We start from the raw sequence: 25,054 nt of genomic DNA, 5'->3' as shown, positions 1-25,054 counted from the left end.
GACAAAAAAGCGAAGGCATCACTGCCAGACAAACCCACTTAAACTATGAGGCGGCGCAAGAGGACTTAGCGCAGCTTGAACAAATCCGAGATGACTACCGGAGTGGCTTAAGCAAAGATGAGCTTGCCAAGCTGCCTGCGATTGATCGTACTGAGGCAGAAACCCTCATTAATGAGGGTGAGCTTAAAGCCGCCAAAGAGAACACAGATGAGCTGCCAGCTTCAACCACTGGTCAGCCTAAAAAAACAAAGCGTGCCAAATACACAGTGATTCCTGACAACCTTGAGGTCAAAACCTGGGTTCATGAACCACTCACCACCGTCTGTGACTGCGGCTGTCAAATGAAGCGAATTGGGGAGGATAAACAAGACAAACTTGGCATTATCCCTAAGCAGTTTTATATTGAGCGTCACATCTATCCTAAATGGGTATGCCGTGAGTGTGACATCATTCATCAAGCGGTTGCCCCCAAGCAGATTATTAACAAAAGCATCGCCACCCCAGAGCTGCTTGCACACATCCTTATTAGCAAATATGCAGACCATCAGCCGCTATATCGGCAGAATATTATCTATCAGCGAAGTGGGGTAAATATCCCCGATGCTACTATGGCAGACTGGGTAGGACGCTGCGGCGTTGCCCTTGAGCCTTTAGTCAGTCGCTTGCATGAACTATTACTGTCTGAGCCTATCTTACATGCCGATGAAACCCCGGTATCTATCATGAAGAACCATGTAAAGGTAGGTGGTAAATCATTAAAAAAAGGCTATGTCTGCGCGTATCTTACGCCACAGCAAAGCTCCTTAAAGGCGGTGGTCTATGACTTTGCCGAAAGTCGTCGTAATGAGCACCCTAAAGCCTTTTTAGATAAGTGGCGCGGTAAGCTGGTTTGCGATGATTACAGCGGCTATAAGTTCTTATTTCATCAAGGTGTGACAGAAATCGGTTGTCTGGCCCATGCACGGCGTAAATTTCATGAACTGCATATCACTGGGCAAAGTATCGTGAGTATTGAGGCATTAACGTTATTTAGGCAGTTGTATGCCATTGAACGTGAGATTGATGAGCGCTTTGAAAAAAATACACCCCCAATACCAAGAGATCCCCAAATAGTTCGGCAAATCAGGCAAGATAAAGCCAAACCAATTGCCGATAAGCTGCACCAATGGCTACAAGAAAAAAGGCAGTTAACCACTAAAAATGCCAGTATTAGTAAGGCGATGGATTATTGCCTGAAACGTTGGCAGGCGCTGACTCAGTATCTAGATGATGGCAGGCTGCCGATTGATAATAATTGGGCGGAGAATCAGATGCGTCCGTGGGCACTTGGGCGTAAAAACTGGTTGTTTGCCGGTTCGCTGCGAAGTGGGCAGCGGGCTGCAAATATTATGTCCATCATTCAGTCAGCTCGCTTAAATGGCTTGGATGTGTCTGCTTATTTGACAGACGTGCTAAGACGCCTGCCTACTCAAGAGGATCTGGATGAGTTGTTACCTCATCGCTGGGTGCCACCGCAATAGGGGTTGGTCGGATGCTTACATTATAACGGTTCAGACAGTTAATAAACACAGGGGCAGGGACAAATAGTCAGTCAAAGGCATTGTTAAAGCAGCGGTGGGCTAGCAGTACTCAAAGGACTTAAAGCGATATTATATGAGGAGTTTATTTAAGATGTAAAAAGGCCATAGCCGTCATTAAGGCGTCATTGTAAGCATCATGGGCTGCTAGCTCAGGCAGTTTTAATTGCTGACAAATGGCACTTAGCTGCTGAGCTTGATGCGAGATACCTTGAGTACGATTGCCACTATATCGGCTATATAAGTCCCGTATATCGATAACGGGGTTAGGCAGAGCAGTCCCCATATAGGATTTGGTTATCTGATTCAAAAACCCTAAATCCAATTGCGGGCAGTAACCCACAATGGGTCTATTGCCAATAAAGGGTAGTAACCTCTCGAGCATTTGTTCATAACTTAAGCCGTTTTCCACGTCCAGCGGACGTAAGCCATGAATGACAATGGTGTCTTTTTTTGGCATAACAGGCGGACGGCAAATGAGATGTAGACCCTCACCACTTTGTATTTGTGAGCCATTGATATGAATGGCGGCAATGGACAGCAGATGATCTTTTTTTGGATTTAATCCAGTCATTTCACAATCAATAGCCACCCATTGATTCGGCTGTGGTGGCTGAAACATCCCCTTATACTCAGGACGAGTCAACTTCTTTAGATACCAAGCGGACTTTAGGTTCTGTACTAAGTTCATGATTGCCGCCTTTAGGTCAAGCGATATCTAATTGATAGCGTTGACGCAGTTCATTTTTGAAACTTTTTACCACATTGAGGCACTCTTTTAATAAGTCTCTTTCTAACGCGGATAACATGGCAGGGTCTACTTCTCGAGCCAGTTTATTATCGGTAGCAAGGGCAATATCTAACCGTCTTGCCATAAAAAACTCTAACGCTTCATTTAAAGTTTCTGCCCGTTTAGGAGTAATAACGCCCAACTGGGCTAATTGTTGTAGCCGATCTTTGGTACTGGTAGCCTCAAAGATATCGTTTTCTAAGGCCAAGGCACGAATACCATGTACCAAAGGAAAAATACCGGCCTTTTTTAAGTCAATGTCTTGTGGCATGGGTTTGCCGATTAAAGGCACGAACTTTTTCCACCACTGATTGATTTCACCAAACTGTAAAGCGGCTTGGGCAAAGCTGCGCACGAACATAGGGTCGGCACTGCGATGAGCGATCTGTAGGTGTTTACGTAGCCCCTCAAGCAGACGCTCATCACCGCAAACATATGAGGCATCTAATAAGGATGACAGCCATATGGCGTGTTCCGGCTCTTTTTGACTAAACCAAGTAGATACTTCAGATTTGAAACGGTTTAGAGGCTGTCGCCATAACGGGTTGGTCATCATAATATTGCCTTCGCACAGAGGATAGCCCATGTCGGCTAATGTCTGATTAAAGGTTTCTGCATAGTCAGCAAGATTGGGATCGCTAAAACCATTGCGAATAATAAGCGCGTTATCTTGGTCTGTGCGCATGATTTGTTCACCGCGGCCTTCAGAGCCCATGACGATTATACAAGTGTTTTCATAAACCATATCTGGAACAATTAACCGCCACAACTTAGCAAATACGTGCGCATTTAAGGCTTGGACGATACGACTGATGACGCCGATTTTAATGCCATTATTGTGCTGGGTACGGATATATTGACCGATAGATTCAACCGGCTGTTTTAGACCTTCGATACTGTTGGCCTGCTCAATTTGTAACGACAACAGCTGTGAGTGATGACTCAAAAATGCCAATAAATCACTTTGCCCCAGCACTCCGATAACCTCCTCATTTTCATCCAAAACGGGAAGACGGTGCACTCGATAGCGAATCATGGTCAATAATGCTTCACTAATATCTTGTTGATGAGAAATAGTGTGCAGTTTGAACTTGGCATAATCTCGGCACAGGGCTGTGCTCATGTCTACTTGCTCACTTACCGCACGGCAAATGTCTGCATCGGTCAGTATCCCCAGATTACTTTGATGGGAGCGGGTAGGGTGACGCTCTATCGTAGGGGTGCGTTTGACCAACACATGCTTTAAGCCAGCTTTGGTCATGGTCATCGCCGCTTCAAATAAGGTAGCGGTCTCTGAAATGGTATGCACCTCTAGCATACGAATGGCGGTGACGGGCTGTAGCATCAGCTGCTGCGACTCAGCTTGATTACCTACTATAGACTGATTCAAAGAATAATTAAGATGTTGAGCAGCTGTACTGCTCTGGCTTCGCTCGCTATAAGCCTGCATCCTTTCAGCCAACTCGCCACTAAGAAGCTTGCGGATATGACGGTTTTGTACCGAAAGCTTATCAATGGCCTCAGAGTTTACCTGAAGTAATAAGCTGTCTTCTACGGCATGGTACTGATACTGATAGGCGTTATGCGGTTGATGTAGGGACAAAGTTGCGGCGGCTTCAGAGTTTATCTGATCGATAGATGAAATTGAGTTGAACTCATTTGTGGGCTGCTTTCGAGCATCAAACCAGTCATTGCTAAAGTTAGTAGCTGCAAAATCATGCAGCTCCTCGCCATTAAGCGTTTGCTGGATACGCCCTTTTAAAACCACATAAAAGTAGTTATGGTCCTCAGCCGTTAAGGCTTCGTTTTTGGCCAAATAGCGAATTTGGGTTTGCTTTTTGATACTTTCACGTTCGCTTGAGCTTAAAACGTCAAAAGGAGGCTGGGTAAAGTCTAGCCTTGTCATGAACCACTCCCTGGTTATGTTTTTGCGTAATTGTAATCGTTTTGGTTTTATCTTTAACTATTCAGCGGCAATTTTAATGATAGTACAGGCTTAGCTAAGTAGGGTCTTAATGCGAGTGATGGCATCCTGGCTTTCCTCAACACTGGCTACCAAAGCCAACCTGACAAAGCCTTTACCTGGATTAGTACCATCAACTTCTCGTGATAAATAACGACCGGCTAAGGCGTGGATATTTACCTTTTCAAATAAAGCCTTCACAAAAGCCTCATCATCTAGATTACCTTGTTCATCTTTAAATTGCTCGGGAACTTGTACCCAAAAGTAAAAGCCAGCATCCGGTTTATTAAGCTTTAGCAAGTCTGCAAGCTCACTCATCCATAAGTCGAACTTTTGGGCATAAAGCCGTCGGTTTTCCTCTACATGACTCTCATCTTGCCAAGCGGCAATAGACGCCAACTGATGGTGAATAGGAAGGGCACAGCCTTGATAAGTACGGTATTGAAGATAGGGCATGAGCAGTTCAGCATCACCGGCCACAAAGCCTGAGCGTAAACCTGGTAAGTTTGAGCGCTTTGATAAGGAGTGAAAAACGACACAGTTTTTATAGTCATGGCGACCCATATGGGCACAGGCCTCTAGCAGACCTACTGGTGGTTTATCAAAATAAAGCTCGCTATAACACTCATCACTGGCAATAATAAAGTCGTACTGATCAGATAACTCGATTAATACCTGCCAGTCAGCTTCACTAAATACGGCGCCAGTAGGGTTGTTAGGACTACAAACGAAGACCAGCTGAGTGCGCTGCCATATTTCACTCGGCACAGAGCGGTAATCGCCTTTAAAATCATTATCAGCATTACAGGAGACAAAATAGGGCTCTGCTCCAGCCAGTAACGTGGCTCCCTCATAGATTTGATAAAAAGGGTTGGGCATGACTACCAAAGGTTTGTCATTGCTGTTTGTCACTTTAGAATTATCAATGGCCGCTTGTACGAAGCTAAATAAAGCTTCACGAGTGCCCATAACCGGAATAATCTGTGAGTCGACATCAATGTTTGATAACTTAAAGCGGCGGCTTAACCATTGGGCAATCGCTTGGCGTAACTCCAGTAGTCCATTGGTGCTAGGATAGTTTTGTACCTTGTTTAAGTTATCGGCTAAGGCCTTAATAACAAAATCTGGAGGCGTATGCTTAGGCTCACCAATCCCTAATTTAATGGTTGGATACTCAGTAGCAGCTACTGAGTCCTGAAGCAGGGTGGCCATCTTGGCAAAAGGATAAGGGTGCAGCAAGTCTAATTTTGGGTTCATGGATTGCCTACTTATGGTCATCTTTGATTATTTATGCTCTTCTCTGAGCTTCTGTATTATATCTTGCCTGAATGGTTAGGTTAGTAAAAGCAGGAGGCTAACCCTCTAACCATTGGCTCTATTGGGCTAGCCGCAAGGCGTAAGCTGTTGTATCAAAATACTCTTTAAGCGCTCAAGCTTCGCTTCACTAAGCATCGCATCACCTCTATCACTAATATAAAACATATCTTCAGCGCGCTCCCCTAAAGTGGTAATTCGAGCTGCATGCACCTCAATTTGCTCATTCAAAAACACCTGACCAATACGGGCCAACAACCCTGGCTGATCGAGCGTGGTTAAACTCATTACGTGCTGACGACTCGCTTCATTATAGTGAAAATCAATAGTGGTTGGTACTTGGAAGTTCTTTAGTCGGCGCGGCAAACGCTTCTGTACCAACTTGGGAGATTGAGGGTTTTTAAAGGCCTCAATTAAGCGGCGACTTAATTCTGCTCGAGACTCAGGGTCGGTTAATAAAGTGCCATGACGGTCTAATAACACATAAGAGTCCAAAGCAAAATCACGGGTGGCAGTGATAATCCTAGCGTCTAATACATCCAAGTTCATTTGATCAAATACGGCCATGGTCACTGCAAATAGATTGGCCTGATTTTGAGTATAAATAAAGATTTGTACCGCATCTAGTGCCAGCTCTCGGTGCTCACGCAGCACAATAAGAGGCTCACTATTGCTGTCCGAGGCTCGACCAATAGGAGGGTGGTTTAAGATGGCTTCAGTATGCCACATGATGGCTTCAGGAATCTCTCGTAAGAAATACTCATCACCCAGCTCATCCCATAAGGCCAACACTTCTTCTCTATTCATATGCTGATTGTCTACTTTATCTAGCATGGCCAACGCTTGCTGACGGGTAGTGGCAATCATCTCTTGACGGTTGGTGGGGGCGTCTAAATCTGCTCGTAAGATTCGGCGTGTCTGGGTATAAAGCTGCTTCATTAGGCTGGCGCGCCAGCTGTTCCATAACTGAGGGTTGGTCGCATTCATATCAGCGACCGTCAACACATATAAGTGGTTCAAGTGAGTGACGTTACCCACAAGATTAGCGAATTTAGTGACCACTTCAGGGTCAGAGATGTCTTGTTTTTGGGCGGTCATCGACATCAATAAGTGATATCGAGTTAACCAGCCAATCAGCTTGGCATCGGCTTCACTCATGCCATGATTTAAACAAAACTCAATGGCGTCAATTTCTCCGAGTTCACTGTGATCGCCGCCACGCCCTTTAGCAATATCATGAAAAATAGCGGCTAATATAATGATTTCTTTGCGCTCGATACGTTTATAAATTGAGCCTACCAGGCCAAAATCATCTTTATACTTAGGATCGGTAAAACGATGCAGCATACGAACCAGTAATAAAATATGAGCATCTACGGTGTAACGATGGAATAAATCATACTGCATTAGCCCTACCAAATTAGCGAACTGAGGCATATAGTTGGTCAATACCCCGTAGCGTTTCATAATACGCAGGCGCTGATATAAGTAATTTTGCTCTTTGAGGTTGGCCAAAAATAGCTGTTTATGCAGCTCAGTATCGCGGTAACTTTGATCAATACCTCGAGCAGCAATTTTTAGTGCTCGTAAGGTGCGAGTACGAATCTTTTTAATACCTTGCTGTCCCATCAATAAGAACATCTCTAAGATGGCTTCAGGATGCTGAGCAAAGACATGGTGATGGGCGATACCGATTTGATCGCCTACTTGATTGAAGCGAGCGTTTAATACAGTTTTGGTGGGGCGCTCTGACTCAGGAAGACGGGCTTCAATTATAGTTTCATAATAATGAGAGGTAAGCATTTCCGAGAGCGTTGATATCTGCATGGCGCATCTATAATAGTCACGCATAAAGTTTTCAACAGCGGTATTAGGCTCGTCCTCTGCAGTTTGTTCATAGCCCATACGCTCGGCAATATCACGTTGGTAATCAAATAGCAGTTTGTTTTCATTGCGGCCGGTTAAGTGATGCAAATGATGACGGATAAGCCATAAGAAATCCTCAGCAAACATCAGCTCATCAAACTCTCTTTCAGTTAGGAACTCTTGTGGCACTAAGTCATAAAGCTTACCGATTCTAAAATAGCGCTTGGTTATCCAGCCAATGGTATGGATATCACGTAAGCCACCGGGCGATTTTTTGATATCAGGTTCAAGGTTGTACTCAGTGCCGTTATGACGGAGGTGACGGGCACGAGCTTCGGCCATTTTTGCTTCATAGAAATCTTTTTGAGACCACAGCTGCTGCACAATATCATTAGGAGCCTGGCTCAGACTTTCATTACCCACCAAGAGGCGGGCTTCGAGTAAGTTGGTGGCAACAGTTATGTCGGTGGCCACTTCTGCACAGTCTTGAACGCTACGCACTGACAATCCTGGTTCAATACCTATGTCCCATAGTCTGGCCACAAAAGCATCTACTTTTTTATTGTCCTCATCGTTTAAGGTATCAGGAGACAATAATAAAATATCGACATCAGAGTAGGGGGAGAGCTCACCACGCCCATAACCGCCGACTGCAAATAATGCCAACTCAGTCTGTTGTAACTCATGCAACTTGAACAGTTCAATGAGCAGGCTGTCTATCGCCTCAGCACGTGCCTCAACCAAACTCCTTATGTCTACGCCCTTCGCCAATGCAGCTGAGATGTCTTCTTCAATCTGTTTTAGCCAGTCAGGTATGCCTAAGTTCCTAGACTGGGCAGAGGAGACATTCGATAAATCAGGTAACTCAGTAATTAAAGTGTCGATTGAGTCGGCAATAAACATGTTGGAATCCAAGCAAGGTTTGTGAGTTGAGGATATTTAATTTATAAAACGGTTTAATTCATATCCACCGTTTATAGCATTATTCTTGTAAAAAGCAGGGCGTAATGAAGGTCTGCTTAATTTATACAGTATAGAGCCATGTTAATAAGGTTTACATCATTTTTGTCAAAAAAAAAGACTGTCTATCGTATTTCTTTTTAATAAATTATGCTCAGGTCTAGTCAAGCTGAACTGAAACATTGATTATTAATTGTAGCCATAAAAAAGTCCCACTCATTAAGGCAGGACTCTCTCATCTAGATTAAAATATTCTACTCTACATATTCGCTTACTTCAGTAGGATCAACTCTAAATGTAATAGCTAGTTTTGATACCTCAGCAACATAAGCATTACTACCTACCACATTAACCTCTCTTTGACTCTCTTGGGTCTCTACAAATTTACCAGTTACTCTCTCTAATGAACCCATTGAGACGTCTTGTGCTTTTTCATCTTCTAACTGCAGTGAATGCAAGGCTGCTTAATGTAAGTGCTGCACCGCTAGCGTCAATGGTAGGCAACATATATTGCAAACTTCTAAGCTCACCATTTTTATATACGGTGGCATTTAAAGTTATGTCTCTAGGATAGTCTTTGATTATTGAGTCAAAATACTCACCTTCATCATTAAACTTGCTCCAGTCACCGCTATTTATGCCAAGCTGACTCAAAATTGGATCAACTCTCTCTCCAAACTGTACTGGTGTTATACCAAGTGTTATGCCAAGACCTAAACTATCTTCGAGTGATGTCTTATTCGATTTTGCTGTAGACGTATCTTCAATTGAAGTCTTAGTTGACTCCACTGTAGAAGTATCTTCCGTTGGTTCTCCACCGCACCCAATTAAAGCTAAACTTAAAAAACCAATACTTAATAATTTATTCAAATCTAACTCCTTTTATATCGAATTAATATATCAGATATTCTAGATAGTCGCTTCAGATTATGATGCCTATAAAAATGACAATACTTAACCACAGCTAAACAGCATGAAAGAGTGGTAATTAATTCTAATGTTAGTATTATTATTGAAATTGATAATTTTGAGACAAGACAGACCCGATAGTTATAAAGCATTTATAGGTGAGTTTATTTCCTAGTGTGGGAGTCATACACACTTTTTGATGCTATTTGCTGGCAGGTGAAGTGTATTGCTTGAGGTATAATCAGAAAATTTGCAATGGGAGTGGTATGAAAAAGTTAGTGGTTTTAGCAGTGGCAGGTTTAATGTCAGTAACAGTAAGTGCAGCAAATTGGATTTTTATAGGTGAGGGTGATTCAGTAGCAGTAAAACTCTATGTTGATTTAGATTCCATTTCTCAATCAAATAATATCGCTAAGGCATTTATTAAAAACGAATATGAACAAAGCCAAGGTATTGGTGGATCTGCTTACGATAAAACTGTTACCTTAAGAGAATTTCATTGTAATGAGAAACCGATAAAACTTAGGACTCTATCAGTGCGCTCCTATTTAGGTGATAAAAGAGTGTTTGCACGTGATAAGCCAACAGAGTTTACATATAGCTATCCAGATACTTTTGGTGAAGCAGCGGCAAAATTCGTTTGCTCTATCAAAAAATGATATTTTGCGACAAGGGACTTGGATTAATTGCGGTATAAAATAAATCTTAATCACTATATTCCACCAATGACAAGCGATTGATAATTAAATTTAGCTCCTACAATTGCCACCATACCGAGCCACTTACTCCAATAAATAGCTACAAAAACGGCTACATAAACCTATAGTTAAAAAAACTTATAAAACAATAGTTTAGGTTATATAAAAAAAGACTGCCTAAGCAGCCTTTTCTATTGAATTAAGCAGTTAAGAAGCTTAAGTCTTCTTCTGGACGGGTAGTGAATACTTCACAGCCATTGTCCGTCACCATTAAGGTGTGTTCCCACTGAGCGGTTAATTTGCGGTCCTTGGTAATAGCTGTCCACTGATCAGGTAAGATTTTGGTCTTCCAAGTGCCCTGGTTGATCATCGGCTCAATAGTAAAGGTCATGCCAGTTTTTAACTCCATGCCAGTACCTTTACGGCCGTAGTGCATCACTTGTGGCTCATGGTGAAATTGATTACTGATACCATGACCACAGAATTCACGAACGATGCTAAAGCGTTCAGGCTCTACCACTTCTTGAATGGCTGCGCCAATATCGCCTAAGTGAGCGCCATTTTTTACCACGCTCATACCCGCATAAAGCGCCTTTTGTGCCACTTCACAGATACGCTGTGCCATGATTGAGCCTTCGCCAATAATCCACATCTTTGACGTATCACCATAATAGCCATCTTTAATTACAGTCACATCGATATTGATAATATCACCGTCTTTTAAGATTTTATTATCGCTAGGAATACCGTGACATACCACATGGTTTACTGAGGTACAGATAGATTTGGGGAAAGGGGGCTGGCCATAATTCAACGGCGCAGGAATCGCACCTTGCTCATTAACAATATAGTCATGAGCCAGTTGGTTTAAAGCTTCAGTAGTTACGCCTTCTTTAACATGCTCATCAAGCATGACTAGAACATCGCTGGCAAGTTTACCAGCAATACGCATTTTTTCGATGGCTTCTGGGCCAAGTATTAAATTGTCTGTTTTACTCATAATATTTTTGTTTTTCAAGTTGGTTTGGAGAAATAAAAGACGGCTGATATAGCATCGAGGCATAGCATTGGCCACGTGCAGGAAGGATCAGAGGTCTGATAACGAAAGCTGCTTACTTTGTACTTGCCTTGGCTTATCTTTTTACTAATCGCAAAAAATTGATAGCAGCAAAACTTTTATATATACAAGCCAAGCGCTTTTGGTAATGCCTTAATAAGGGGCCTATTATAGCATAGCCATCGTAATCATTTATTTATAGAAGTGTTATGCCACTTATTCTACGGACCGGTTGGACCTCTATTAAAGTGGGTGTAAATTGCCATTAAATAGGGTTAGGGCAAGACTTCTATATTTACTTTATTTGTGGTAAAATATCGACCTTATTTTCTTTCTGTCTTGTGGGCAACCAAAAGGTTAGTCTCTAAGACGTATCTAAAGTAAATATATATTCATTTATTTAACCAATGACACACACATTGCGTTTAAGAATTACTGGGTGTTTGTCGGCTTGATTAATTTGTTTGGTTATACGGCTTATAGCTGGTTAATAAAACAAATGCGTGTCGATAAATCGGTAGTTTTTGCAGTGTGGAGGCATAACCCAATTTTACTAAGGAATTCACATGTCAAACAGTCCAACTAATATGCCAATGCGCGACCTTCTACAAGCGGGCGCTCACTTCGGTCACCAAACTCGTTTTTGGAACCCAAAAATGAACCAATATATCTTTGGTGCTCGTAACAAAATTCATATCATCAACCTTGAGCACACTGTTAAAGCGTTCAACGAAGCATTGACTTACGTTAACGGTTTAGCGGCTAAGAACAACAAAATCTTATTTGTTGGTACTAAGCGTGCAGCAAGTGGTGTAATCCGTGAGCAAGCTTTACGTGCTGGCATGCCATACGTTGACCATCGCTGGTTAGGTGGTATGTTGACTAACTGGAAAACTTTACGTCAGTCAATCAACCGTTTAAAAGAGCTAGAAAAACAAGCAGAAGACGGTACTTTCGCTAAGCTAACTAAGCGTGAAGCGTTAGAGCGTACTCGTGCAATGGAAAAACTAGAGCGCTCTTTAGGTGGTATTAAAGACATGGGCGGTCTACCTGACGCTATCTTCGTTGTAGACGTTGATCACGAAGCTATCGCTATTAAAGAAGCTAAAAACTTAGGTATCCCAGTTATCGGTATCGTTGATACTAACTCAAACCCAGACAATGTTGACTACGTTATCCCAGCTAACGACGACGCTATCCGTGCTGTAACTTTATATGTTACTCGTATGGCTGACGCTATCATCGCTGGTAAAGAATACGCTAAAACACAAGCTGGCGGTGCTGCTGAAGCTCCTGCTGCTGAAGAAGTTCAAACTGAAGAAGCTGCAGCCCCTGAAGCTGATTCAGCTGAGTAATAGAAGTAACAAGCAGAAGAATTGAATTAAGTAACATTTTTTAGACGGTGCTGTAACTCAGCTTAAATAGCTGAATGATAAAAAACGGTATAACTCTAAACCGTTACTTAATCTCATAAGTACTCTATGACTTATTGCGGCATGATGTGGAAAACCTCGTCATGCCCTTGTCATTTTAGAAACTTACACTGCGCAATTGATCGAATAATTTTCTACACCATAACTACTCAAATAGAGGAAAAGATATGTCTAATATTTCTGCTAAATTAGTAAAAGAACTTCGCGACCGTACTGGTCTTGGCATGATGGAATGTAAAAAAGCACTAGAAGAAACTGGTGGTGATGTTGAACAAGCGATCGACAACCTACGTAAATCAGGTCAAGCTAAAGCTGCTAAAAAAGCAGGTAACATCGCAGCTGACGGTGCTATCGTTATCGCTCAAGAAGGCAACAAAGCTCTTTTATTAGAAGTAAACTGCCAAACTGACTTCGTAGCAAAAGACGACAACTTCACAGAATTTGCTAACAAAGTAGCTGAGCTAGCTCTAGCTAACAACACTACTGATGTAGCCGCTATCTCTGAGCTTGACTATGGTAATGGTCAAACTGTTGAAGAAGCTCGTGTATCTTTAGTACAAAAAATCGGTGAAAACATCCAAGTACGTCGTGCACAAATCGTTGAAGGTGACAACTTAGCTTCTTACCGTCACGGTCTACGTATCGGTGTTGTAGTATCAACTGAAGGTGGTAGCGAAGAAACTGGTAAGAGCCTAGCAATGCACATCGCCGCATTCAACCCAGTAGCTGCTAACGACACTGACGTACCAGCTGATGTTCTAGCTCGTGAAAAAGACATCGCTGAAGCCAAAGCTCGTGAATCTGGCAAGCCTGATAACATCATCGAAAAAATGATCGAAGGTAGCCTACGTAAGTACCTAGACGAAGTGGTATTGGTTCGTCAAGCATACGTAATGGACAACGACAAGAAAGTTGGCGATGTTCTAAAAGCTGAAGGCGTAACTGTTAAAAACTTCGTACGCTTTGAAGTTGGTGAAGGTATCGAGAAGAAAGAAGAAGACTTCGCTGCTGAAGTTGCTGCTGCTCAAGCCGCTGCTGCTAAGTAAGTTTAAGGTCAGTCTCATATAGTTTGTCTGGATTAGAGAGTATCAGCTTAGCCTAATATAATCTGATATCACGACTGAACTAATGATACGAAAAGCCCATCACAATGTGATGGGCTTTTTTATTATCGTTTATTTGTACTTGCTTTAGTTAATAGTAAGATATTTAATATAATATAGTCGCTTAATATACATTTTATTTTCACCACATTATGAGAACATGCCAAATACGGATATTATTTTCAAGGATCTAAACAGCAAGGATAGGCCCTTCTTTTCACATCCTTCCACTCATGCCGCTTTAAGGATTCGACAGCGTACTTCAATGCTACCTCATGAGCTAATGCATTTTTTAGATCTAAATATTTGTATTGATATCACTCAAGAATATGGAACGTATGGCAATCATAAAAAGCATCTATTATTTTATAGCCCTAAAGATTATTTTTATTATGTGGCCATACAAGATGGGTTGAGTGGTAAAGTTATTACCGTACTTCACTTAGGTTTTCACAAGACTCTAGCTTGGCCTGTTACTGATGAGCAATGTAAAGCTGCGCGTCAAGTCTACTTTGACTATATTTCCCAGCTTGAACAAGAGATGAGCACTGTTAAAAGTGAGTCTAATATTAATCAAAATTTAAATTATCAACAGGCTAAAGATAAAGTAGAGAATGACCGAAAGTTTAAAGAAATAACGAATTTTAAAAGAACGTATAAGGTTTTAGTCAACGCACTGTATATTTGTGAAGAGGGTCAAGCTAAGAGAAGAACTTTATTTAAATTGTCTGTCGATTATTATATCAATGATTTTGAAAAAAGTATTAAGCAACTGCTTTATAACAACATTGAGATTACCAAGAGAATTGATCATCATATTAGGCGAAAAAGACTATTTCACGAGACGATTTATAGATTAGTTTTTGAGAATAAAAAGAATAGAAATGAAAACTATGTTTTTGATTTTAGGCCCTCATGGGAAGCCCAAGAGCATGCTGCGCACTATGCAAGACAAAGAAAAATAATGAATCAATGGTTAAGTGGTTATCAAACTAAATGCTTAGCCTTACCAGTCCCTAGCTCTATGAAGCTATTAAGACTGTCGTACTAATTTAGCTCACAACTTTGAGTCACAAGATAGTCTACGCCGTGCCTCCTATCATAGTAGTCAAAAGCAGCAGTAAAAAGCCCATCACATTGTGATGGGCTTTTTTGTGTTGCTAAGTTTATTTATAAGCTCTTAGCCCGTATTACGTAGGCCTGCAGCCAAGGCGTTGATACTGCGAATTAAGGGGTCTTCCACATCTAAGCTGTTGTGAGCCTCTTGTTGCGCTTTATCAGAACGACGCAGACGCTTTAGCAGCTCAATCTGGATGTAGTTCATGGGGTCTAAGTAAGCATTACGCCACTCCAAGGAGTTTGCCAGCTCCTGTTGCCCAGAGAGTAGGGATTGCTGCTCAAGTAAGGAGTTTAGCCCTGACTGAGTCAACTCATGCTCCTTAATGACGGCTTGCATCACCGTTTCACGTAAGGTCTCATCTTCGCATAACTGGCTATAAGCGCGGGCAATATTCATTTCGGACTTGGTGAATGCCATTTCAATATTACTGATAAAGGCTTTAAAAAATGGCCAGTTATCATTCATCTCTTTCATTAGCGCTTCATCTTGCTTAACACTATCAAGAGCACTGCCTACACCGTACCACGCTGGTAAGGTGAAGCGGGCCAAAGACCAACCAAATACCCACGGAATAGCGCGAATGGTCGATTTGCTGGGTAAGCCTTTTTTGCGGTGAGCCGGTCGGGAGCCAATATTTAATAATGAAATTTCTTGAACGGGCGTCGCTTGCGAATAAAACTCATAGAAGCCTTCAGTATTATCGGTAAGCGCACGGTACTGCTGTTCTCCAGCTTCTGCTAAGCGCGCAAATAAGGACTCATAGCTCGTTAGCTGCTTGGGTTGCTCAACAAAGCGAGACGAACTGGCCTTTAAGGCACCCGTGATACCCATGGTCAACTCGAATACTGCTGTGTCTGGATTGGCGTATTTGGCGTAGAGCACTTCCCCTTGCTCAGTAAATTTAATTTGGCCATTTAGGGTGCCTGCTGGCTGAGCAGCAATGGCTTGGTGAGTTGAGCCACCCCCACGGCTAACAGATCCGCCGCGGCCGTGAAATAAGCGGGTTTGGATGCCGTACTTTTTCGCAATCTCAGTGATGGTCTGTTGGGCGCTGTATAGTTGCCAAGCGGAGGTAATAATGCCCCCATCTTTCGATGAATCTGAATAGCCCAACATAATCTCTTGGATATTGTCTGAGCCTTGCAATAGTTGACGATACAGTGGGTTGTCTAATACTGCAGGCATAATATGATCGATGTTCTTTAAGTCATCGATGGTTTCAAACAGAGGGGCTACAGGTAAGGCTGCAAATAAATTGCCCTCCTCATCTACACCAGATAGGCCAGCAAAGCGCATTAATAATAAAACTTCCAACAGTTGACTGGCATTGTTGGTCATCGAGATGATATAGCTGCCAAAGGTGTCTTCACCAACCAGTTTTCTGAGCTTAGCAATAGAGTTCATTAAAGCCAGCTGTTCATGAGTTTGCTCACTTAAGTTGTCGCTATAAATGAGCGGTGTGCCGGGCTGCTGCAGAAGACGAGTTAACCACTGCTGACGCTCTTCTTCACTAAGATTACGATAGTCGGGTAGGTTAGAGGCGCTGTCAAAGATATCTGCAATAACTTCACCATGATAAGCGGAGTCTTGACGAATATCTAAGGAGGCAAGGTGGAAGCCACAAGTTTTGACCAAGCGAATCATATCTAGCAGCAACCCTTTTGAGTGGGCTTCATCATGAATACTGACACTTTGTCTAATTAGACGTAAGTCATCTAATAGCGCCTCAGGACTGGCGTAAGCATAAGCTGCGGCCTCTAAATCCTCTCCTCGGCTTTGAATATATTGATTGGTGGCTGAAATTTTTTCAAGTATTAGGGATAGAAGCCTACGGTAAGGTTCATGGTTGTAGTCCTCTGGGTTGTAGTAAAACACCTTTTGATCCAGGTCACGGTAGTCCTCAATACGCTGATAGATTTCAGGAGAAATATCAACGATGGTGTCACTGTGAATCAGTTCACGGCGTAACTTTTTGAGGACAACGCGGTAATGACGCAGCACAGTATTGGCATGCATCAACACTGCCATTTCTGTGGTTTCGTGAGTAACAAAAGGGTTGCCATCTCTATCACCGCCAATCCAAGAGCCAAAGCGTAAGAAGGCTGGTAACGGGTAGTCAGACAATTCCGGGTAAATGTCTACAATGGCATTTGTTATATTGCGATATACCTGAGGAATGGCGGTAAATAAGCTGGCATTAAAGTAGTGCAGCCCGTTATTAATCTCATCAAAAACTAAGGGCTTGCGAGTGCGAACCTCATCCGATGACCACAGCAAATCAATGGCTTCAGCTGTTTTTTGTTTGGCTTCTTCATAAGCTAAGCTGCCTTCAGGTAGCTCATTTAGGGTATTGCTATGAGCGTAAAGGTTCTGCAAGATGTTCATCGTAGTGCGGCGACGAGCTTCGGTAGGGTGAGCAGTAAATACCGGTATAAACTTCAGGTGATCGATCAACTCTTTGATTTGATCCGCTTCAATATTGCGCTCTTTGCACTCTAATAAAGTGTGGCGAAATGAGCCCTCCCAATAATGGTAAGAGTTCTGTTTTAGGGTGCGCCGCTCTTGTTGTAAGAAGTTTTCTTCTGTGAGGTTGGCTAAAAAGAAATAAATTGAAAAGCCACGAATAACATTTTGTAGCGTCTTATTGTCTAAAGAGGCAATGAGATCTATTAGTTTTTGCTTATTTTTTGGATCAGGGGAGCGACGCTCTTGAATGAAGCCCTTGCGTAATACTTCAATGGTTTCAACCGTCTCTTGCCCTGATTGGCGAGCAATAGCTTCCCCTAAAAACGACCCGAGTAATCTGACGCGCGAACGCAAAATATTATTATTCGATGGCATTTATTTGTCCTTAAATTCACAGCTTATGTCTAATATGCTGAATCTTTTATGTGATGGTGTGTCTTATTTAATTCATTCTATTCTGTTTTTCGCTTTAAGGGCGGGTTATTGCCCTATAAAAAACTTTATAGAAATCTTCTAATTAAAACAATACCTGAAAATTAAGGACGTATCATCTATTTAATATTAAATAGTAATTACTTACTAAAATTTGGCATGACAAATCGCACTTAGCTCTTCATTGATTTTAAATACTTTGGCTTTAATGTCGGTAAATCCAAAAGAGTGTAGCCTTTGGGTATGCTTATCTAGGTAGCGATGGGCATCCTTTAGATTGTCAAAGACATAAATACCCCCTGCCTCTTGAGTCTCTTCGTTTTCGGTCCAAATTTTTGAGACAAGGCCAGGTTCAGTAGCAATGTCTTCAGCCAATTCTTTCATGGCTGTAAAAAACTCATTACCAAAAGGGCCTGAGTAGGGAAAATCTACTTGTAGTAAATATTTCATAGCGGTTCCTAAATAATATTGTTCAAAGAGTATCTTCTATCTCTAAGGTAAGGTTATACTTATCACTATTCAAGCTGATTTCGCGTTATTTTATAAGGGATAGTGTTAGGTCGATTTATGATACAACAAAAGGACAACTCTCAGTTGCCAGCGATTGGGCTGATTATTGGGTGCGTGATATTTGGGTTAGGCAGTCTTATCGTTGCCCATGTTGAGGTAGGGGGCTATGCCATGGCCTTTTGGCGATTGGCAGTATCTGGCATAGTCTTTACTATCTTGGCTACAGTATTTCGCCAAAAAATGCCCAATGTCAATGACAACAACCCTAACATTACCAACAGCCGCCTAAATAATAAAAAAGCACTTGTTTTCGCCCTGCTGTCTGGTGCCTTTTTAGGTTTGGATTTGGCGTTATGGCATGAAAGTATTTATGCGGTCGGCCCAGGGATATCTACCTTACTCAATAGCTTACAAATATTCTTTTTGGCGGCTATAGGCTTTTTAATATTTAAAGAGCGTCAGACCATATTACAGTTAATAAGTTTGGTTATTGCCCTGATGGGTGTGGTATTTATTGCCAGCCCAGAGTTTGCCAGTAACGATCACGCTGCGTATGGTTTTATAACCGGTATCGTCTCAGCCAGTATGTTGGCAGCATCGATGACCTTTATTCGCTTAACCCACCAAGCCTCACCAACGCCCATATTTTTATTAATGCAGCGAATTAGTATTGGGGGCAGCTTGGCTATGCTGATCCCCATGTTTTTGTTTGATAAAGGCCAAATACTGCCAAACTCGCTCTCTGATTTGGGCTGGATTATCGTTTATGGCACGGTGATGCAGTGCTTGGCTTGGGGTTTGATTGCTTATTCAATCCCAAAACTATCGTTAGCATTAACTGGGTTATTACTCTTAAGTGAGCCTGTTGCAGCCTTATTCATCGACTATTTTTGGTTACACAAGTCGATTAATATCTTGCAGTGGACGGGTGCTGGATTAACCATGTTTGCTATTTATCTAGGCTCATTAAAACCCAAGCCATTAACTCAAACTACCAAAATGCGACGCTATCGGTTTTTCTCCAGGTTCTATCGCCGCAAATAAAAAAAGCCCACAGCGTTAACTGTGGGCTTTTTTATATTCAGACTATTAACAGGGTTAACAAATAATTGGCGTAACCAATCCGCCTAAGCTGGACGCTTATTGGCAATTTCACGATTGAATAAAGCGTTTAGCACGATGGCCGCTAAAGTGGCTGTACCAATGCCGCCTAAGTCAAAGCCACCCAAATGTAGGCTAAAGTTACCGGCCCCCATAATAACGGTCACAGCAGCAATAATGAGGTTACTGTTTTTGCTAAAGTCGATCTTATTATCAATCCAGATTTTCACACCAGCCACAGCAATTAAGCCAAACACCACAATGGAAGCGCCGCCCAGTAGTGCAGGGGGGATGCTTTGAATAATAGCGCCAAACTTCGGTGATAAACCTAAGAAGATAGCCACAATACCAGCCATAACGAAAATGGTGGTGCTGTAAACCTTAGTCACCGCCATAACCCCAATGTTCTCCGCATAAGTGGTTACCCCAGTACCACCAAAGCCTGCAGAGAAAGTGGTGGCCAGACCATCCGCTAAAAAGCCACGACCAATATAAGGGGTAACATGAGACTTGGTCATGCCCTCTACTGCCTTAAAGTGACCTAGGTTTTCAGCGATTAGAATAAAAGCAATTGGGGCAATAAGAATAATGGCATTCAAGCTAAACTCTGGCTTATGTGTCGTAGGTATACCAAACCAGGCCGCTTGTTGGACGCCACTAAAGTCAATAGGAGTCCCAAAGCCCATAACGTTGGTTACCAGATAATAAATCACATAAGACAGAATTAAGCCTACAAGTAGCAGTAGACGGCGCAGCATACCTCGGGTAAATATGGCCACACTACTAATCAATACTACGGTCAACGTCGCCATCCAAGCATCAAACTGGTTGGCCGAAACTCCCTGTACCGTAACAGGCGCAAGGTTCAGACCAATAATCATCACAATTGCACCGGTAACCACTGGAGGCATTAATTTTTCAATCCAGTTGGTACCGATTTTCATCACCAGCAGACCCACTAGAGCATAAAGAATACCACACACCATAATGGCGCCCAGTGCCACATTTAAATTGGTATTAGGACCACTGCCGGCATAAGCCGTGGCTGCAATAACAGGGCCAATAAAAGCAAAGCTAGAGCCTAAATAACTGGGCATACGTCCGCCCGTCATCAAGAAGAATAAGATAGTACAGATACCTGACATTAAGATGGCAAGGTTAACATCAAAGCCCATTAATAAAGGCGCTAGCACGGTTGCCCCAAACATAGCAAACGTATGCTGTACTCCTAGCATGATACTTTTACCGGCAGGTAAGTACTCATTAATAGCGACAGGATGCTGATCTAGATCCCCTTGGAAAGGCTTCCAAGTCGGAAACCATTTTCCATTACTAAAGTCAGGGTCATACTCATATAAAGGGGTGGGTTCTACAGTGTGAGATGTGGGAGTATCCACAGGGCGAGGGTCCATAGGTAGTCCTTAGTGTGGGGTTATATTGATGTATTAATGACGCTAATAGAGGAGAAGTTGACAGTAGTATTGTAAGGAAATGTATTATAGACGAATTTAATAGGTTATAAGTAGAGTGTTGCGATGACAATTTAAAATAAACAATGAAATAATGGAAGTGTTGATAAAGATGAATCTTAAGCAACTTGTATAGAATAAGTAATATTAACTCAATAATAGTTAAGTCAGGCTATACTAATATTTAAAACCATATTTAAATGCATATTTTTTATCCCCTGTTATCATCTTTATATTCAGTAGGATAAATCTAACATGAGTAACTCAATGATTCGAAAGCATGGTCGTACCACACAGATAACTCAGCATGCTGAGTTACAGGTATTAAAGCGAATTCGCAAATTCTTATTACCAAAGGATTTTACAGTATCTTCAGCATTGCTTGAAGAAATGGCAGAAGGCTATGACATCGGTGATCCGGTTGTCGATAGACTACTGGCGAATAATCGAAAATTTGCCAAACCATTGCAAGCTTACATTCTTCAAAAACCCTCAAGCACTGCATCGAGTCAATTAGATGCTCAGTCTAATAATCCTTTAAATATTGAATCAAACCCTAATTTAGATTTAGAGATAAACTTAAGCTTAAAAAAAGACTTAACCGATAACCCTGATTTTCAGCAGCTGATTAGCCAATTTTCTACTCATCCAGAGTGGTTTGATGTGGACTTGGCTGAAATTGGTGCCATAGCCTATCGCCGTTACCCCTTAATGCTGATTTGGCTATTAAGGAATGTGGCTTTAATGGCAGGATACAGTATTCCTGCTTTATCATTGCCATTAATACAGACCGGTGCTTTGGTTCATGAGGCATTGCCTAGACTGATGCGCACTTACTCATATATTTTGGCAGTTTCAGAACACCCTGGACTTAATGATGCCCCAACAGTGTTGGCCATCGGTAGTGAAGGGTGGCGTCAGAGCATCAACGTACGTCAAATACATGCCATAGTGCGTCAAAAGCTTATTGAGGAAGGCTGGGATAGCGACTATTGGGGCACACCTATCAATCAGACCGACATGGTGGCCACGCATCTACAGTTTTCGCTGCTTATCATGCGTGGACTAAGAATATTAGGCGCAAGAATTAGCGCAGAGGAGGCCAAAGGTATCCTACATTTATGGCACTTAGCCAGTTGGTGGATGGGTATTGATTTGAAGCGTCTGCCACAGAATGAGACGGATTGCTGGGCGTGGCTCTATACTTATTTGGCGACGCAGCATTTAGACTTTGAAGTAGGTAAACCCTTGGCAGATGCACTGCATAGATTACCGTCACAAATTATGGGTGAGGACAATAGAAAGGGCAGGTTTGTAGAGCTGGTCAATGCCAGTGTGACCCGCACGCTTGTCGGTGATGATATTAGCGATGGGCTGGGGTTGCCTAAGTCTCGGCTACGTCACGTGGTATTGGTCAGTGTGCCTATATTGTTTGGGTTAGATACTTTAAGGCGTCATAATAGCAAGGCGGCTATCAAGCTTGAAGATTTTAGAGCGAAACGACAAAATAATATGAACTGGTGGCTGCGAAAAAATGACAGCTATTATAGTCAGTAGCTGTTACCAACCCAAAATGTATATCAATAGAAATTGATAGGTAAGTGTTTAGAATCAAGAGATTAAAATAAAGAAGATAGCCATAGTCTTAACTTAAGTGACCACTCAGGTTGAATACCGGTTAAGCCTTGCTTCATCTCGCCATCTTTAAGAACCACATAAGAGGGAGTAACTTGCCCCTCCCAGTCACTAAATATCTTGCCAGACTCATCATTAATGGTGGTGAATGAGTAGTTGTGCTCAGTCATATACTGCTCAATATCCTTATTACTGCCAGACTGAACAGCAATGCTTACCACAGGGTAGTTGCCTGATTGCGCCAATGAATTTATTTTTGGAGAGGTGGTGCTACAGATAGGGCACCAAGTTCCCCAAAAATAAACCAACACCGGCGACTCGTGGCTCAGAGCTTCGATATCAACGCTTTGTCCTTGGTAGTCTGTCAATTGCAGCTGAGGATCGGCTGGCATGACCGGTTGTCGCCACCAGTTAATCGCAGTGTAGATAACCGCAAAGAGCGCCAAGAACTTAAGAGCAGACCAGCCCCAAGAGAGCAGTTTTGACTTTGGTTTTTCAAGTTGTAAGCCATCTACTGACTTTTGATCCTGTATCATAGTTATTCATATCTTTAATAAATAAATGGGTTCAAAAGCCAGAGAAATTCTATATCAAGCTTTTACTTAAAAGGGTTTGGTCGCTCTATCGTGCAGAGGCACCCCTTCTGTGACGCTATGAGAGTTTTGTTTTAACTCTTCTGGTGAGCTGTGTTCCACAGATTTCTTAGCTTTCTTTTTCCATTTAAGGGTAAATAAGTCTTCACGGCGGTCTTTTAAGTTATTGACCGATCCTTCGTTACGCACATGGATAAGCTTATCTAAGTCTAAATCTGAGAAGAATACCATCTCCGTATTCGGGGTGGTTTCCGCCATGATTGCGTCGTGTGGGAAAGCAAAGTCAGACGGAGAAAATACCGAAGACTGAGCATATTGAATATCTAAGCTTTCAACTTGAGGTAAGTTACCCACAGAGCCGCAGATCATAACATAGCATTCGTTTTCAATAGCACGAGCTTGGGCACAGTGGCGAACGCGTAAATAGCCGTTTTTGGTATCTGTCCAGAAAGGAACGAACAAGATATCCATGTCTTCTAGGGCCAATAAACGAGCGAGCTCTGGGAACTCTACATCATAACAAATCAAAATGCCAATGCGCCCAGCATCCGTATCGAATACTTGTACCTTGTTGCCACCCTCAATAACCCAAGCACTACGCTCATGTGGGGTAATATGGATTTTGCGTTGTTCTTCAACGGTACCATCACGGCGACATAAGTAGCTGACGTTATAAAGCACTTCTTCGTTTTCATCAAACAATGGCATAGAGCCGGTGATGACGTTAACGTTATAACTGACGGCTAAATTTGAAATCTCATTTTTGAACCACTCGGTGTAGTCGGCTAAAAAACGAATCGCAATGTTTTGATCGGTTGACTCACACAGCCCCATAAGTGGCGCATTGAAGAATTCTGGTAGACAAGCAAAGTCAGCATTATAGTCGGCCATAATGTCTACGAAGAACTCAACTTGTTGTAATAACTCTTCAGGAGACTCCACCTCACGCATCTGCCACTGAATGCCACCAATGCGCACATCGGTTTTACGAGTATTGGGCTTATAATCCTGAGGCTCATAATAGATGTTGGCCCACTCTAATAAAGTCGCAAAACCTTTAGACTGCTGATCATCAGGGAGATAGCCAGTCAATATGCGTTTAACGATGAAGCCATTAGACAGTTGGAAAGATAGAGTGGGGTCGTATATCTCACGGTTTTCAACAGCATCAATATACTCACCTGGAGTCATGTCTTGGTAACTGTGGTATTTGGGAATACGACCCCCTGCCAAAATAGCTCTGAAGTTCATCTGACGGCACAATTCTTTGCGAGCATCATAAAGACGGCGCCCTAAGCGATAACCACGATAGTCTGGATCAATTAGAGCATCAATACCATATAGAGCATCGCCTTCGGGATCATCTTTAATAATCTCACGTTGCCCCAGTAGGTCATCATAAGTATGCGGGTTAGAGAATTTTTGATAATTAACACGCATGGTTAACACCATACCGATTAATTTATCATGGTCAAATAAAGCGATTTGTCCTTCAGGGAAAGAGTCAATCAAGGTATGGATGGTATTTTTTGACCAGGCACCGCCTAAGTTAACGTAAACGCGGTCCATCAAAGTTTTCAGTTGAGGATAATCTTTTTTCTTAATTTCAGCTATTTTTAAGTGAAAGTCTTCAGTTTTTTGGGTCATAGGATTACTCGTCGCGAGGATAGAAAAGTTTGGATTTAAAGCTTTTATAAATATAAAGAGGCTATAGCGTGATCAACTTAGCTAGTGTCATCAATAAGTAAATGATTAGTAAATAAATAAGTGAATCTAAATAATTTACAGCTAGCCAAGACAAAAGAGGCCGCTGCTTAAGTGCTCATTAATAACAGCCAATACTGAGCAGTGGTTACTAACAACAGGGTACTGTGCAGTAAATTATTATAAAAAAACATATTATAAGGGTCAGGAAGTAGATGAAAACTAAAGAATTGTAACCTATATATTATTGTTGTGAACCTGCGTTAATCCGCTTGATGGCTTTCAGACTACAAATTGAGTTAGTCCCGACAGACAATCTATCTGGTCTATATAAAAATTAAAATTTATAGCAGG

Annotated in this window: 19 protein-coding genes; 7 read left to right on the top strand and 12 right to left on the bottom strand. The window is 42.1% G+C overall.

From position 1 onward, the window contains the following. On the top strand, nucleotides 1–1,520 hold a 1,520-nt coding region (tnpC, locus tag A1019T_RS05480), incomplete at its 5' end, for an IS66 family transposase (RefSeq protein WP_077450768.1). 142 nt (nucleotides 1,521–1,662) lie between these two features. On the opposite strand, the gene A1019T_RS05475 is transcribed toward tnpC, so the two are convergent. The 6 genes from A1019T_RS05475 to A1019T_RS05450 all read right to left on the bottom strand — a co-directional run bounded on the left by A1019T_RS05475 (nucleotide 1,663) and on the right by A1019T_RS05450 (nucleotide 9,340). Further along, entirely contained in the window at nucleotides 1,663–2,268 is a 606-nt protein-coding gene (locus tag A1019T_RS05475; protein WP_077450767.1) for a 3'-5' exonuclease, read from the bottom strand. Between the two features lie 16 nt (nucleotides 2,269–2,284). After that, nucleotides 2,285–4,273, bottom strand: a complete 1,989-nt coding sequence (locus tag A1019T_RS05470; RefSeq protein ID WP_077450766.1) for a DUF294 nucleotidyltransferase-like domain-containing protein — start codon at nucleotides 4,271–4,273, stop codon at nucleotides 2,285–2,287. A gap of 90 nt (nucleotides 4,274–4,363) precedes the next feature. Further along, the gene (dapC, locus tag A1019T_RS05465) at nucleotides 4,364–5,587 is read right to left on the bottom strand and encodes a succinyldiaminopimelate transaminase (protein ID WP_077450765.1); all 1,224 of its coding nucleotides are present in this window, start codon (nucleotides 5,585–5,587) and stop codon (nucleotides 4,364–4,366) included. Nucleotides 5,588–5,713: 126 nt separating this feature from the next. Further along, nucleotides 5,714–8,413, bottom strand: a complete 2,700-nt coding sequence (gene glnD, locus A1019T_RS05460) for a [protein-PII] uridylyltransferase (RefSeq protein WP_077450764.1) — start codon at nucleotides 8,411–8,413, stop codon at nucleotides 5,714–5,716. A gap of 311 nt (nucleotides 8,414–8,724) precedes the next feature. After that, nucleotides 8,725–8,928, bottom strand: coding sequence for a hypothetical protein (locus A1019T_RS05455; protein WP_143514088.1), 204 nt, complete (start codon nucleotides 8,926–8,928; stop codon nucleotides 8,725–8,727). Continuing rightward, complete coding sequence (locus tag A1019T_RS05450) at nucleotides 8,903–9,340, bottom strand: hypothetical protein (RefSeq protein ID WP_077450763.1); 438 nt, start codon at nucleotides 9,338–9,340, stop codon at nucleotides 8,903–8,905. Before A1019T_RS05450 ends, A1019T_RS05455 begins: the two co-directional genes overlap by 26 nt. Before the next feature lie 305 nt (nucleotides 9,341–9,645). Between A1019T_RS05450 and A1019T_RS05445 the strand changes: the two genes are divergently transcribed. Next, nucleotides 9,646–10,038, top strand: a complete 393-nt coding sequence (locus A1019T_RS05445) for a surface-adhesin E family protein (protein WP_077450762.1) — start codon at nucleotides 9,646–9,648, stop codon at nucleotides 10,036–10,038. Between the two features lie 238 nt (nucleotides 10,039–10,276). On the opposite strand, the gene map is transcribed toward A1019T_RS05445, so the two are convergent. Further along, the gene (map, locus tag A1019T_RS05440) at nucleotides 10,277–11,140 is read right to left on the bottom strand and encodes a type I methionyl aminopeptidase (protein ID WP_279626172.1); all 864 of its coding nucleotides are present in this window, start codon (nucleotides 11,138–11,140) and stop codon (nucleotides 10,277–10,279) included. A gap of 560 nt (nucleotides 11,141–11,700) precedes the next feature. Here map and rpsB point away from each other — a divergent pair. The 3 genes from rpsB (at nucleotide 11,701) to A1019T_RS05425 (ending at nucleotide 14,721) form a co-directional block, all read left to right on the top strand. Next, nucleotides 11,701–12,489 (top strand): 30S ribosomal protein S2, encoded by a 789-nt coding sequence (gene rpsB / locus A1019T_RS05435; RefSeq protein ID WP_077450761.1) that lies wholly within the window; start codon nucleotides 11,701–11,703, stop codon nucleotides 12,487–12,489. 245 nt (nucleotides 12,490–12,734) lie between these two features. Continuing rightward, nucleotides 12,735–13,613, top strand: coding sequence for a translation elongation factor Ts (tsf, locus tag A1019T_RS05430; protein WP_077450760.1), 879 nt, complete (start codon nucleotides 12,735–12,737; stop codon nucleotides 13,611–13,613). Nucleotides 13,614–13,830: 217 nt separating this feature from the next. After that, entirely contained in the window at nucleotides 13,831–14,721 is an 891-nt protein-coding gene (locus A1019T_RS05425) for a hypothetical protein (RefSeq protein ID WP_244156549.1), read from the top strand. Nucleotides 14,722–14,850: 129 nt separating this feature from the next. Here the strand turns inward: A1019T_RS05425 and ppc are convergent, their stop codons facing one another. After that, nucleotides 14,851–17,631: a phosphoenolpyruvate carboxylase gene (gene ppc, locus A1019T_RS05420; RefSeq protein WP_077450758.1), complete on the bottom strand. Its 2,781-nt coding sequence runs from the start codon at nucleotides 17,629–17,631 to the stop codon at nucleotides 14,851–14,853. Nucleotides 17,632–17,835: 204 nt separating this feature from the next. Continuing rightward, on the bottom strand, nucleotides 17,836–18,138 hold the full coding sequence (locus A1019T_RS05415) for a monooxygenase (RefSeq protein ID WP_077450757.1): 303 nt from the start codon (nucleotides 18,136–18,138) through the stop codon (nucleotides 17,836–17,838). A gap of 117 nt (nucleotides 18,139–18,255) precedes the next feature. Between A1019T_RS05415 and A1019T_RS05410 the strand changes: the two genes are divergently transcribed. Continuing rightward, nucleotides 18,256–19,242, top strand: coding sequence for a DMT family transporter (locus A1019T_RS05410; RefSeq protein WP_077450756.1), 987 nt, complete (start codon nucleotides 18,256–18,258; stop codon nucleotides 19,240–19,242). Nucleotides 19,243–19,325: 83 nt separating this feature from the next. Here the strand turns inward: A1019T_RS05410 and A1019T_RS05405 are convergent, their stop codons facing one another. Then, a complete protein-coding gene (locus tag A1019T_RS05405) occupies nucleotides 19,326–20,711 on the bottom strand; it encodes a solute carrier family 23 protein (protein WP_077450755.1) in 1,386 nt (461 codons plus the stop codon). A gap of 312 nt (nucleotides 20,712–21,023) precedes the next feature. Between A1019T_RS05405 and A1019T_RS05400 the strand changes: the two genes are divergently transcribed. Next, a complete protein-coding gene (locus A1019T_RS05400; protein ID WP_077450754.1) occupies nucleotides 21,024–22,325 on the top strand; it encodes an oxygenase MpaB family protein in 1,302 nt (433 codons plus the stop codon). A gap of 62 nt (nucleotides 22,326–22,387) precedes the next feature. Here the strand turns inward: A1019T_RS05400 and A1019T_RS05395 are convergent, their stop codons facing one another. Both A1019T_RS05395 and A1019T_RS05390 read right to left on the bottom strand, forming a co-directional pair. Next, on the bottom strand, nucleotides 22,388–22,939 hold the full coding sequence (locus A1019T_RS05395; RefSeq protein ID WP_077450753.1) for a protein disulfide oxidoreductase: 552 nt from the start codon (nucleotides 22,937–22,939) through the stop codon (nucleotides 22,388–22,390). A gap of 66 nt (nucleotides 22,940–23,005) precedes the next feature. After that, nucleotides 23,006–24,643, bottom strand: coding sequence for a carbon-nitrogen hydrolase family protein (locus A1019T_RS05390; protein WP_077450752.1), 1,638 nt, complete (start codon nucleotides 24,641–24,643; stop codon nucleotides 23,006–23,008). Nucleotides 24,644–25,054: the final 411 nt, after the last annotated feature.

The organism is Psychrobacter piechaudii (assembly GCF_900162825.1).
Taxonomy (GTDB): Bacteria; Pseudomonadota; Gammaproteobacteria; order Pseudomonadales; family Moraxellaceae; genus Psychrobacter; species Psychrobacter piechaudii.
Note: the sequence above shows the minus strand (reverse complement) of the source record. Positions and strands in the feature narration are given on the sequence as shown.